Genomic DNA, 11,803 nt, shown 5'->3' on the forward strand with positions numbered 1-11,803 from the left:
TCTTAAACAATCTTATATAGGGGGAGTTTACTGATATTGGGGATACAAATCTTCTACGACTTGATCAAACATAACCATGACACGATCACTCGTGATACGGTTCATCGCTTTTTCATCTTTTGCTCGCGTTCGCCAGCTTAGCTCTTGGCTGGTTTTTCCAGTCTCTGCAAAAATGGTCTCTTCATACACTGAAACGGCGTATTTCAAATAGTTATAAGGACCAACACGGACAGGGTTATGGTGAGCATACAAGCCAATAATCGGGGTTTGCATCGCGCTTGCCATATGAGCAGGACCAGTATCTGGTGCAATCACCATCTCAACCTTATCAATCAGTGCCAGCATTTGCATGATGGAGCTTTCGCCAACTAAGTTTAAGCAAGGCTCTGTAAGTAAAGATTGAATGCGCTCAGCTAAGTCGACCTCTACTTTCGCTGGGCTACCCGCTAAGATGACATTCCAGCCTTTCTCTCGAGCGTGGTTGATAACATCAACATAACCTTCTGCGTTCCAGTTCTTATAAGCTTTGCTTGCCCCCGGGACCAACAATAGATTCGGTTTATCAGCTTGGCGCTGAGTTTTCGAGACCTTAGTTTCTGAAATCTTAGTTTCTGCCCAGAGAGCATCTTGCTCTGAGTACGACAATGACCAAGTAAGTTCTGATTGAGGCACACCAATTTGATGGGCAAACGCCATTAAACCATCCGCAACATGCAAAGAGCTTGGTGAAGGAACTTTGACATTGGTGAACAAAGTTTGAAAGTCTTGGCTACGGTCAGAAGAGAACCCAAGTTTGTACTTCGCTTTAATACCTAACGTCGCCACGCTCGCTCGAATGGCATATTGCATATGAAGCAAAGCATCGAACTTGTGTCCTTTGAGCTGCTTCCACAATGACTTATAACCATCAAGACCTGCTTTTTTATCAAACACAATCACTTCAACACCATCTATCGCTTGCAGCAATTGAGCTTCAAGCTTGCCAGTAATCCAAGTGATATGGGTATCAGGCCATTGTTTTTGAATCGCTTGAACCGTCGCGATGGTATTACAAACGTCGCCGATGGCGGATAAACGTAATATACAGAGTGAAGAAGGGGCAGAAGTGAACATAGTTATTGTCTGATAAGATAAATAGATGCAGGTAAATTATGCAGACATCCCCAATAAATGTAAAATACACCGCTTCTATAATGAGTACTGACGAGCCCCTCTTAATGTCAAAGACAAAACAACACCAATCATTGAACTCAGGTAAACCTGGAAACACGGGTTTGACGCGCGTCATCAAAGCGGCTGGATATTCTGCAAAAGGGCTGAAAGCGGCGTTTAAACATGAAGCAGCCATCAGGCAAGAATTAGCCATGCTGGTACTTGCGATTGCATTGGTGTGTGTATTTGATTTAAGTGTTGTAGAACGCATTCTCATGTTAGGCGTTGTAGTGTTAGTGTTTATCGTTGAACTGATTAACTCTGCCATTGAAGCCGTTGTTGATAGAATTGGTGTCGAGCATCATGAACTGAGTGGGCGAGCAAAAGACATTGGCTCAGCCGCAGTGATGGTTGCGCTATTTTTTGCTGGCTTTACATGGCTGTATATTCTTATCAGCCACTACTTTTAATAAAACCTAACGGCAACTTTAGACATGACTCAGAGTTATCAACAAGGCAATAGCATGGTGTGGTTTGATGATGAAATCATCACTGACCCAAGCCAAGCGTTGTTTGATGCCCAATATTGGCAAGAGCAAGATAAAGTGGTGGGCAGCGCATCCGGACGTGGAACCACATGGTTTGTTCAACTTGATACTATGCAAGCTGCTTTGCGTCATTATCGCCGTGGTGGTTTATTTGGCAAGTTGGTTGAAGATCACTATTGGTTTACTGGATGGGAGCAGACTCGTAGCCTACAAGAGTTTAATCTGCTCAGAGTACTGATTGAGTCTGGTGTGAATGTCCCTCGACCGATTGCTGCGCGCGCAGTTAAAACTGGCTTAACTTACCAAGCGGATCTTTTGAGCGAAAGAATTCCCAATGCCAAAGACTTGGTCAGTATTTTGCAAGAAAACCCATTACCGGAAGCGATGTACCAGAAGGTAGGGCAAGAAATTGCCAAGATGCACAACGTCAACGTGAACCATACCGATCTGAACATTCACAACATCTTAATTGATGAGCAAGAAAAGGTATGGATCATCGATTTTGATAAATGCTCTCAGCAACCGGATGGTGATTGGAAGCAAGGCAACTTAGAGCGTTTGAAGCGCTCGTTTCTGAAAGAGCTGAACAAACGTCAAATACATTGGCAAGAAAGCGACTTCGCTGTGCTTGAAAATGCGTACTCTTTAAGTCGTTAGGTGCCAACGACGAACAATCAAAAATTTAGACTTGGCTATCTTATTAAGGTAAGCCAAGTGGCGTAGTTTAAGCGCACATTTAACTACAATTAAACAAGATTTCTCGTGCTTTACGTGAGCACAATATTAAGCAGGTAACGTTCATAATGAAAATACTAGTAACTGGTGGTGCTGGTTTTATTGGCTCTGCAGTCATAAGACACATCATTCGTGATACCCAAGATACCGTCATTAACCTAGATAAATTGACTTACGCTGGCAATTTAGAGTCCTTAGCGGAAGTATCGGATAGTGAACGTTACCATTTTGAGCATGTTGATATCTGTCAACGTGACGAGCTTGATCGCGTATTTGCAAAGCATCAACCTGATCTCGTGATGCACCTTGCGGCTGAATCGCACGTAGATCGTTCCATTGATGGACCTGCGGCATTTATTGAAACCAATGTCATGGGGACGTATCACCTTCTTGAATCGGCTCGTCAATATTGGTCGACACTGGATGAGACTCGCAAAGCCGCTTTCCGTTTCCATCATATTTCTACCGACGAAGTGTATGGTGACCTAGAAGGTACGGATGATTTGTTTACTGAAACTACATCCTATGCGCCAAGTAGCCCGTACTCCGCTTCTAAAGCGTCCAGCGATCATCTTGTTCGAGCGTGGCAACGCACTTACGGTTTTCCTACGTTGGTGACCAACTGCTCGAACAACTATGGACCTTACCATTTCCCAGAGAAACTGATCCCACTGATGATTTTGAATGCCTTGGATGGCAAGCCGTTGCCTGTGTACGGTGATGGTATGCAAATCCGTGATTGGCTGTTCGTCGAAGATCATGCTCGCGCACTCTACAAAGTCGTGACAGAAGGTGAAATTGGCGAGACATACAACATCGGTGGTCACAATGAAAAAGCGAATATTGAAGTCGTGAAAACCATTTGCTCGCTACTTGAAGAATTTCGACCAAACAAACCTGCAGGTGTTGAATCTTATGAATCGTTGATCACGTATGTGAAAGATCGACCAGGTCATGATGTACGCTATGCAATTGATGCAACAAAAATTGCTCGAGAGCTGAACTGGACGCCTGAAGAAACATTTGAAAGTGGCATTCGAAAAACCGTTGAATGGTATCTAAACAACCAGCAATGGTGGCAACGTGTGCTTGATGGCTCATACAGTCTTGAACGACTAGGAGCGGGTGAATAATGAAAGGTATTATTCTTGCTGGTGGTTCTGGTACGCGTTTATACCCAATCACACGAGGCGTTTCTAAGCAGTTACTGCCTGTATACGATAAGCCAATGATCTACTACCCACTGTCAGTACTTATGCTTGCTGGTATTCGTGAGATTTTAGTGATTACCACTCCTGAAGACCAAGAAGGTTTTCAGCGCTTGCTTGGTGATGGCTCTGACTTTGGTATCGAACTGCAATACGCAATCCAACCCACGCCAGATGGTCTAGCTCAAGCATTCATTATTGGAGAAGAGTTTATCGGTGATGACTCTGTGTGCTTAGTACTAGGCGACAATATCTTTTATGGACAGGGCTTCACGCCGATCTTACAGCAAGCTGCGATGAAAAATCATGGAGCGACAGTATTTGGTTATCAAGTCAAAGACCCTGAGCGCTTTGGTGTAGTAGAATTTGATGCTGATATGCATGCAATCTCGATTGAAGAAAAACCAGCAGTACCGAAATCAAACTACGCCGTTACAGGCTTGTATTTTTATGATAACCAAGTTGTAGACTTAGCGAAGAAGGTGAAACCATCCATGAGAGGGGAGTTAGAAATTTCGACTCTCAACCAGATGTACCTTGAGCAAGGCAACCTGAATGTTCAATTACTAGGTCGTGGTTTCGCTTGGTTAGATACAGGGACGCACGAGAGCCTTCATGAAGCATCTTCATTCGTTCAGACCATTGAGAATGTTCAAGGTCTAAAAGTTGCATGTCTAGAAGAGATTGCGTGGCGTAATGGTTGGTTAACAAACGACCAACTACTCGCTATTGCGAAACCAATGCAAAAAAATGATTACGGGCGTTACCTTTCCGAGTTAGTGATTGAGCAAAAATAATACTGGTCGCTAATTGCAATGAGATATTAAATGATGAGCAGTGAAATTATTCCTGTAACAAAACCATATTTACCATCAAAAGATAAATATAAACAGTATGTTGACCGGGTGTACGAGAGTGGGTGGTTGACCAATAGTGGTCCTCTTGTTAATGAGTTAGAATCTCGACTAGCTGAATACCTTGGTGTTAAGCATGTTATATTAGTCGCAAATGGCTCATTAGCACTTCAGGTTGCTTATAAAGCATTAAATCTTACAGGAGAGGTGATCACAACACCTTTCTCTTTTGCTGCGACTACAAGCACGCTTAGTTGGGAAAACTTAACCCCCGTTTTTTGCGATATTGAAAATGATAGCTTCAATATTAATCCTGATTTAATAGAAGCCCTTATTACAGAAAAAACGTCTGCAATAGTACCAGTGCACGTGTTTGGTAACCCATGTAACGTCAATGAAATTCAAGCTATCGCAAACAAGTATGGTTTAAAAGTTATCTATGATGCCGCTCATGCTTTTGGTGTGGAGCTAAATAATGAAAGTGTATTAACGTACGGTGATATTAGTACATTAAGTTTCCATGCTACAAAGTTATTCCACACGATAGAGGGGGGGGCTGTGATTACGCAATGTGATGACCTAGCAGCGAAAGTACGCTCCATGATTAACTTCGGAATAACGGGACCGGATTCGATAGAAGGTGTTGGAACCAATGCCAAGATGAATGAGTTTGAAGCAGCTATGGGTCACTGTGTTCTAGATGACATAGAAAGTATCATGACCAAGCGAAGAAGCTTATGGCAAACTTATCAAACTCATCTTTCTGATGTTTTCCAAATGCAAAATTGGTTGGATAGCTCAAAACCTAATGGCGCGTATGTACCAATTGTGTTTGATTCGGAGCAGTCATTACTTAAAGCTAAGGCTGATTTGGAAGCGAATAACATCTTTCCAAGAAGGTACTTTTATCCGAGTTTAGATCTCGTTGATAGTTATGGTCATGAAGGAACTCCATGTGAGGTTAGTCGCTCGATCAGTAAAAGAATCTTATGCTTGCCTATATATTTTGATTTGCGTGAATCAATGGTAAGTACAATAAAACAAATACTTAAAAAATAATGAATGGTTGCAAAAAGAGAGTATAAGATGAGAAATAGCATCCTGAAGTATCTACAAGCATCGTCGCTGAAATATCCAGAAAATAATTGTGTTTCGGATTCGAGCCACTCTTTGACTTATGCAGAAAGTACAGCAAAGTCATATGCTATCTCATTGCAACTAAGAGAACAGGGAAGTTTAAACAAGCCGATTGTCGTGTTTGCGAAAAAGTCTGTAAACGCACTGTCCATGATCTTTTCTGCGACAATGGCTGGAGGAATTTACTGTCCAGTAGACATTAACTCGCCTAAAGAGCGACTACTAAAGATCTTATCTAACCTTCAAGACTGTATTGTTCTTTATGATGAAACGTCAGGAAATGTATTAAATTCATTAGAACTAGATAGTTCAATTTCAACTATTAATATCGATGAAATACCGGCATCTAAGCTACCTACACAAGATATTTGGGTTGATATCGAAAAGTTTAATCAAGCCGTTATTGATAGAGACCCATGCTATATAATTTTTACTTCAGGCTCTACGGGCACACCAAAAGGTGTCACTATTTGCCATTCTAGTGTTATTGATTATATTGACTGGGCTAATTCTGCCTATGAAGTGAGCAAGGTTGATATTATTGGTAGTCAAGCACCACTATTCTTTGATAACTCGACTCTAGACATCTATTTGGCGCTGTCGAATGCGGCAGAGTTGCACGTTATCCCTGAAAGCGTGTTTATTTTTCCTCAGAAAACACTTGAATATTTAAAAGAAAAAGCAATAACGACGATCTTCTGGGTTCCTTCATTGCTTGTAAATATTGCTAATCTGAAGTTACTCGATCAGTTTCAATTGCCAGACTTGAAAAATGTATTGTTTGCTGGGGAAGTAATGCCAGCGAAGACGATTAAGTACTGGCTAGATAAGCATCCTAAAGCTCATTACTCTAACTTGTACGGACCAACAGAAATTACTGTTGATTGTACCTACTATGATGTGCCGTCAGACTGGGAGGGTGATAGCTTACCGATAGGGCTCCCTTGCCATAATTCAGGTATTTTAATCCTAGATGAAAATGACCAGCGTAGTGATGAAGGTGAATTGTGCGTTCGAGGTTCTAGCTTAGCGCTTGGGTATTGGGCTAACTCAGAGAAAACGGAAGAGGTATTTTGTCAAAACCCTCTTCAAGATAAATACATTGACATGATCTATCGTACTGGGGACTTAGTTAGATTTGTTGATGGTTTAATTTATTATATCGGTCGAAAAGACTTCCAGATTAAGCACAATGGCTACCGTATAGAACTTGGTGAAATTGAGTCTCAAGTCATGGAATTAGATGCTGTTGAGCAGTGTGTTGTTGGTTATCTATCAGAAGATAAAGTGCTTTATGCTTTTGTTCAATGCAGTAGTTCGATGAGTGAAGTTGAGCTTAAAGTTGCACTGACGAAACGCTTACCGAAGTATATGATTCCAAGCAAGATTGGCTTTGTACAAGAAATGCTGTTTACGCCAAATGGTAAGCTAAATAGAAAAGCTTTTTCAGAGAAAGCGCTACAAGAATTTGTAAAGGTTAAATAGTAGTATGTGTGAAAAAATTATAGCAATCCTAACCACAATGAAACCAGAACATGAGTTTGCTAAAGATACTGAGCTTTTTGAATCAGGTCTGCTGGACTCTTTTGATTTGTTAGTCCTAGTAAGTGAGATTGAAGCTCAGCTAGCTATTTCAATTCCTGGTGAAGGTTTGGTTCCTGAGAATTTTGTTTCGCCGCATGTTATTGGTGAGTATCTTAAAACGATTCAAGGTTAATTTATGAAAAGTGATATTGGCAATATCTCACTGAAAGGGATAGTCGCAGCCGTTCCAAAGCATATTTCTTACTTTGATGATGAGATAAAAAACTACTCACACACAGAGCAGAGCTCTAAAAAGTTGAAGAAGCTGATGGGATACAATCAACATCATGTTGTTTCAAAAGAAACGGCGCTTACTGATATGATTTTTCCGCTGCTTGAGGACCTGCCAACTACTCTTGGGTGTGACTATCAGGATGTTGATGGTATTTTTGTGGTAACTCAAACACCTGATTATCCTATTCCGTCAACAGCTTCGATAGTACATGGCGCTTTTGACTTTAAAACCGATTGTTACTGTATGGACATCAACGATGGTTGCAATGGTTACATTCGAGGCTTGTTTGAAGCTTCTAGCCTAATCCGTAATAGTGATGCGCAAAAAGTTTTACTAATTGCTGGTGATGTTTTAAGCCGTAAGGTTTCTTTAAAAGATCGTAACTCATACCCTCTTATTGGGGATGCGGTTACTATCACTTTAATAGAAAAAAGAGCGGAAAACGTAAAGGCTCCTCTAGAGATCAAGCATGATGGCAAAGGCGCAAAAGCTTTAATGATCCCATCAGGTGGTATGGTAAGCCCTTGTACCTCTGATACTGCCACGCTTGCTGAGGATGAGGAAGGGAATTGGCGTTGTTCTGAACATTTGGTCATGCAAGGTAGAGACGTTTTTACGTTTACTCAAACAACGGTAATCAATTTTATTAAAGAGTTTATTGAAACGAACGCAAAACCAGAAGAGATTGACTACTTTTTCTTTCATCAAGCAAACAAATTTATCTTGGATCGTTTCCGTTCGGCGCTGAAGGTAACGGAAGCGCAGTTACCTTCAGAGGTAGTGACTATTTATGGTAACTCTTCGTCCGCAACTGTTCCAATGTCGATTTTATCATCTTGGATGAAGAATTCGGGCTTTGAGGGTAAAAAAGCACTATTATCAGGCTTTGGTGTAGGTTTGAGTTGGGGTGCGACCTTGGTTGATATCAATGAACTTACACTATGTAAACTAATTAAGTTGGATGTATAAATGACTGTTTTTTTGGAAGAACTAGCTGAGATCCTAGAGTTGGAAGTAGAAGAGCTAACCCCTGATTTTGAATATCAAGAAACGGAAGAATGGGACTCTTTAGCCCAGTTATCTCTTATCACTTTATTCGCAGATGAATATCAAGTAGAAATTGGGCACGGTGATTTAATCGAACGAAAAACTGTGGGTCAATTGCTCGAGCTACTTCCTCAGTAATTTCGATGAAAAGAAAAGTTCTTATTACAGGAGCGACTTCAGACATTGGCTTGAGTATTGCTCACAAACATGTTCAAGAGGGAAACTTTGTGATCCTTCTTGGACGTAATGAAGAGAGTCTTAAAATCGCTGAGGAATCTTTAGGAAACGATTCCTCGGCCACTTATGTCTGGGATTTGAAGTCTCCTTCCTCATTAAAACCACTGCTGAAAAAGATTGTTACCGAGCAAGGTAAAATTACAGATCTTATCTGTGCTGCGGGCTATCATAAAATCTTACCGTTGAAGTTAGTATCGGATGAAGAACTTCTTTTGACTATGCAAACGAACGTGAATAGTCACTTGCTCCTTTGCCAGCTTTTTTCGAATGCTTTATATTCAGATAAGTCTCAGGATAGAAGTATTACACTGATTTCTAGCATTGCCCATTTTGTTGGTGAGCCAGGATTAGTTGCTTATTCTGCAGCAAAAGGTGCATTGATTTCTGCAAGTAAATCAATGGCTAGAGAATTAGCCCCACGTAAAATCAGAGTAAATACCGTTTCGCCTGGCTGGGTAGAGACCAAGCATACAAAAGATGTAGCGGTTGATTTGGGCGAAATAGCGCTTGAGAAGTTACATAACCTATATCCTTTAGGTTTAGGCAAACCTGAAGATGTTGCAGAGGCTTGTTATTTTTTGAGTAGCAGAGCGTCTCGCTGGGTGACTGGTTTAGATCTTGTGATTGATGGGGGGCGCAGTGTCTAAATTAAAGTTTGAAACCGTAATCGTTATCGGTTTTGGTAAGATAGCTCAAGACGTTGCTTCCACGCTTCTTCAATATGATGTGACGCTGAAATTGTTACAGACAGAGATGCAACCTTTTTCTACTCTTGAGTCATTTGCTCAAAAACACGGCGTCGCATATCAATTTAAGCATACGAAAGAAGAAATCGAGTCCTCGTTACTCAAGTGGCTGTCTGGTAATACGTTAATCATCAGTGCGAATAACAACTACCTTTTTAAAGGGAAGCTACTGACTTTAAAGAACGTAACTATTATTAATTTTCATAATGCACTTTTACCCAACTTACGAGGAAGAAACGCACCTAGTTGGGCTATTTTTCATCAATTAGAGAAAACAGGTGTCACTTGGCATTATGTTGATGAAGGTGTAGATACTGGTGAGGCTATTGCTTTCTCGGATGTATTAGTTGATAAACATGACAAAGCATATCAAGTCGCTCATAAATGTATGCATGCTGGGCTGGAAGCCTTTTCAAGCGTAATTGTTGAATTGTTGCAAACAGGAAGTACGCCTTGCTTGACTAAACAGCCATTGAGGTATGACTATCTGTACCTTTCCAAAGATATTCCTGGGAATGGCTGGCTAGATATACAGCGATCAACGATAGAGAACTATCGCATATTGAGAGCATTGGATTACGGACCTTTTAAAGTTTTTCCTAAGGCTCAAATTGACAATGATGGTGATAGATACTTTGTGCGTACTTATCAGTTTGTTGATGAACCAAGCGATAAGTCTGTAAATAGTAGTGAAAATAGCATCGTGATAAGTGATGAGTTTGGCTTATTAAAAATACAGGTTGACAAAATCGAGATTGAGCAGGGATAAATGATGTCTAATCCAATTATTATATTTGGAGCTAGTGGTCTAGCTGCGGAAGTGTACAGCTGGATACAAGATGTAAATGATATTCGTGAACGTTTCTTGTGTTTTTGTGTGACTGACGAATATTTTGTACCAGAAACAACATTTTATGGGCACGAAGTAAAATCAATCTCTATGCTGGATGATATTGAACAGTTCGATTTTATTTTGGCATTTGGAGGGGAAGGTTATGCTCGCGCCAGTATTGCCGAAATATTGAAAGATAAAGGTGGCAATGCTATCTCGTTTATCCACCCTAGTGTAGTGTTGAGTCCGTTTTCTTTGATAGGCGAAGGTGTCATTATTAACCCAAACTGCAGTATATCTCCTGGCGTGGTTATAGGTGACTTTTCGCTTATAAACTGTAATTGTGCGATTGGACATGATGTCAAAATTGGTCGTTATACCTCTTTATTGGGTAGCAATACCATCAATGGTTATGTAGAAATTGGTGAGAGAGTATTGATTGGCTCCGGAGCAACTATCCACCCTAAAGTCAAAGTTGCAGATGATGCTACAGTTGGCATGGGGTCTGTCGTGTTTACCAAGGTGAGGTCAAATACCACAGTCCTAGGTAATCCTGCTAAAAAGATGTAACTCTTCTTAATAAATAAAGTAGAAGACAGAGGAATACAAAATGTCCACTAAAGTCTCGGTTATTTGTACCTGCTATAATCACGAAAAATATATTGAGCAGACACTTTTATCTATACTTAATCAGATAGTAGACTTTGAATACGAGTTGCTTGTTCATGATGATTGCTCTCCTGACAATAGTCGAAAAATTATCGATAGAGTTTTTAATGAGTATTCTGGAAAATGCCAAATAAAGAGAATTTATCCAGAGGAAAATATATATTCAAAAGGAGCATCAGCTGTACTTTTTAACATGTTGCCTCATGTCGATGGGGAGTTCATAGCTTTTTGTGAAGGCGATGACTATTGGGTTGATGACAACAAGCTTCAAAAACAGCTTGAAGCGTTGACAAGCCACAAGGATATTAATGCTTGTTTTCATCCCTCTTTGACTTTACTAAAAGACGAGTTGGTTGATAAGAAATACGGATACCAAGGCGATTTAGAAAAGAAAATACCTTACCAGTATGTCATTAAGAAGGGCGGAGACACTATGCCCATGGCATCGATGTTTATTAGAAAAGAGCCGTTTTTTGACCTGATTTATCAACATGAAGCCTTTTTCAAGCTTTATGGCGAGCACTCTGTGTTGCAGATTATCAATAGTATCGAGCAAGGCGCCTGGTACCTCCCTGAAAAAATGTCGGTTTATCGTAGCATGCATGAGGGCTCTTGGAGTCTCCAGCAAGCAAAAGACTCAACGGCAGAAGACCGAGAGTTTGAGCAGTATAAAATCCGTATTCTTGGTTTGAACAAGATCTATCACTATAAGTATTGGACATGCTTTTTAGGTATATATCTGAAAAAATCGAAAAAACATTACCGAAAGAAAATAAAGCGTTGGTTTAAAACTAAAGCTTAAAATAAAGCCGAGTTAAT

The 11,803-nt window shown here is 40.5% G+C and carries 14 protein-coding genes; 13 read left to right on the forward strand and 1 reads right to left on the reverse strand.

Annotation, left to right across the window (positions count from 1 at the left end):
- Positions 1 to 27: 27 nt before the first annotated feature.
- Positions 28 to 1,113: a glycosyltransferase family 9 protein gene (locus tag ABMY42_RS15850; protein WP_349266533.1), complete on the reverse strand. Its 1,086-nt coding sequence runs from the start codon at positions 1,111 to 1,113 to the stop codon at positions 28 to 30.
- Positions 1,114 to 1,217: 104 nt separating this feature from the next.
- On the opposite strand from ABMY42_RS15850, the gene ABMY42_RS15855 reads away from it, so the two are divergent.
- The 13 genes from ABMY42_RS15855 (at position 1,218) to ABMY42_RS15915 (ending at position 11,786) form a co-directional block, all read left to right on the forward strand.
- Positions 1,218 to 1,622, forward strand: coding sequence for a diacylglycerol kinase (locus ABMY42_RS15855; protein ID WP_005449346.1), 405 nt, complete (start codon positions 1,218 to 1,220; stop codon positions 1,620 to 1,622).
- Positions 1,623 to 1,646: 24 nt separating this feature from the next.
- Entirely contained in the window at positions 1,647 to 2,357 is a 711-nt protein-coding gene (locus tag ABMY42_RS15860; RefSeq protein WP_349266534.1) for a 3-deoxy-D-manno-octulosonic acid kinase, read from the forward strand.
- 146 nt (positions 2,358 to 2,503) lie between these two features.
- Positions 2,504 to 3,568 (forward strand): dTDP-glucose 4,6-dehydratase, encoded by a 1,065-nt coding sequence (gene rfbB / locus ABMY42_RS15865; RefSeq protein ID WP_009698947.1) that lies wholly within the window; start codon positions 2,504 to 2,506, stop codon positions 3,566 to 3,568.
- The gene (gene rfbA / locus ABMY42_RS15870; protein WP_050936155.1) at positions 3,568 to 4,440 is read left to right on the forward strand and encodes a glucose-1-phosphate thymidylyltransferase RfbA; all 873 of its coding nucleotides are present in this window, start codon (positions 3,568 to 3,570) and stop codon (positions 4,438 to 4,440) included. The genes rfbB and rfbA overlap by 1 nt, the downstream gene beginning before the upstream one ends.
- A 30-nt stretch (positions 4,441 to 4,470) precedes the next feature.
- Complete coding sequence (locus tag ABMY42_RS15875) at positions 4,471 to 5,556, forward strand: DegT/DnrJ/EryC1/StrS family aminotransferase (RefSeq protein ID WP_322851252.1); 1,086 nt, start codon at positions 4,471 to 4,473, stop codon at positions 5,554 to 5,556.
- Between the two features lie 27 nt (positions 5,557 to 5,583).
- Positions 5,584 to 7,119 carry an amino acid adenylation domain-containing protein gene (locus ABMY42_RS15880; RefSeq protein ID WP_256902009.1) on the forward strand — a complete coding sequence of 512 codons (1,536 nt, stop codon included), beginning with the start codon at positions 5,584 to 5,586 and terminating at the stop codon, positions 7,117 to 7,119.
- A gap of 37 nt (positions 7,120 to 7,156) precedes the next feature.
- Positions 7,157 to 7,351 (forward strand): phosphopantetheine-binding protein, encoded by a 195-nt coding sequence (locus ABMY42_RS15885; protein ID WP_161782023.1) that lies wholly within the window; start codon positions 7,157 to 7,159, stop codon positions 7,349 to 7,351.
- A gap of 3 nt (positions 7,352 to 7,354) precedes the next feature.
- The gene (locus ABMY42_RS15890; RefSeq protein WP_050932724.1) at positions 7,355 to 8,422 is read left to right on the forward strand and encodes a ketoacyl-ACP synthase III; all 1,068 of its coding nucleotides are present in this window, start codon (positions 7,355 to 7,357) and stop codon (positions 8,420 to 8,422) included.
- A complete protein-coding gene (locus ABMY42_RS15895) occupies positions 8,423 to 8,638 on the forward strand; it encodes a phosphopantetheine-binding protein (RefSeq protein WP_021453150.1) in 216 nt (71 codons plus the stop codon).
- Between the two features lie 5 nt (positions 8,639 to 8,643).
- Complete coding sequence (locus ABMY42_RS15900; protein WP_349266535.1) at positions 8,644 to 9,384, forward strand: SDR family oxidoreductase; 741 nt, start codon at positions 8,644 to 8,646, stop codon at positions 9,382 to 9,384.
- A complete protein-coding gene (locus tag ABMY42_RS15905) occupies positions 9,377 to 10,252 on the forward strand; it encodes a formyltransferase family protein (RefSeq protein ID WP_050936151.1) in 876 nt (291 codons plus the stop codon). Before ABMY42_RS15900 ends, ABMY42_RS15905 begins: the two co-directional genes overlap by 8 nt.
- Entirely contained in the window at positions 10,253 to 10,885 is a 633-nt protein-coding gene (locus ABMY42_RS15910; protein ID WP_114092359.1) for a NeuD/PglB/VioB family sugar acetyltransferase, read from the forward strand.
- 40 nt (positions 10,886 to 10,925) lie between these two features.
- Positions 10,926 to 11,786: a glycosyltransferase family A protein gene (locus tag ABMY42_RS15915; protein WP_349266536.1), complete on the forward strand. Its 861-nt coding sequence runs from the start codon at positions 10,926 to 10,928 to the stop codon at positions 11,784 to 11,786.
- The last annotated feature ends 17 nt before the right edge of the window (positions 11,787 to 11,803 follow it).

It is taken from the genome of Vibrio sp. SSH13-20 (assembly GCF_040104475.1).
Classification (GTDB): Bacteria; Pseudomonadota; Gammaproteobacteria; order Enterobacterales; family Vibrionaceae; genus Vibrio; species Vibrio harveyi.

What these genes read in the sequence shown, in the direction of transcription:
- ABMY42_RS15895 (WP_021453150.1), top strand. Translation starts at nt 8,423, where the DNA reads ATGACTGTTTTTTTGGAAGAACTAGCTGAGATCCTAGAGTTGGAAGTA.
- ABMY42_RS15885 (WP_161782023.1), top strand. Translation starts at nt 7,157, where the DNA reads ATGAAACCAGAACATGAGTTTGCTAAAGATACTGAGCTTTTTGAATCA.
- ABMY42_RS15910 (WP_114092359.1), top strand. Translation starts at nt 10,253, where the DNA reads ATGATGTCTAATCCAATTATTATATTTGGAGCTAGTGGTCTAGCTGCG.
- rfbA (WP_050936155.1), top strand. Translation starts at nt 3,568, where the DNA reads ATGAAAGGTATTATTCTTGCTGGTGGTTCTGGTACGCGTTTATACCCA.
- ABMY42_RS15855 (WP_005449346.1), top strand. Translation starts at nt 1,218, where the DNA reads ATGTCAAAGACAAAACAACACCAATCATTGAACTCAGGTAAACCTGGA.
- ABMY42_RS15850 (WP_349266533.1), bottom strand. Translation starts at nt 1,113, where the DNA reads ATGTTCACTTCTGCCCCTTCTTCACTCTGTATATTACGTTTATCCGCC.
- ABMY42_RS15890 (WP_050932724.1), top strand. Translation starts at nt 7,355, where the DNA reads ATGAAAAGTGATATTGGCAATATCTCACTGAAAGGGATAGTCGCAGCC.
- ABMY42_RS15860 (WP_349266534.1), top strand. Translation starts at nt 1,647, where the DNA reads ATGACTCAGAGTTATCAACAAGGCAATAGCATGGTGTGGTTTGATGAT.
- ABMY42_RS15900 (WP_349266535.1), top strand. Translation starts at nt 8,644, where the DNA reads ATGAAAAGAAAAGTTCTTATTACAGGAGCGACTTCAGACATTGGCTTG.
- ABMY42_RS15880 (WP_256902009.1), top strand. Translation starts at nt 5,584, where the DNA reads ATGAGAAATAGCATCCTGAAGTATCTACAAGCATCGTCGCTGAAATAT.
- ABMY42_RS15915 (WP_349266536.1), top strand. Translation starts at nt 10,926, where the DNA reads ATGTCCACTAAAGTCTCGGTTATTTGTACCTGCTATAATCACGAAAAA.
- ABMY42_RS15875 (WP_322851252.1), top strand. Translation starts at nt 4,471, where the DNA reads ATGATGAGCAGTGAAATTATTCCTGTAACAAAACCATATTTACCATCA.
- rfbB (WP_009698947.1), top strand. Translation starts at nt 2,504, where the DNA reads ATGAAAATACTAGTAACTGGTGGTGCTGGTTTTATTGGCTCTGCAGTC.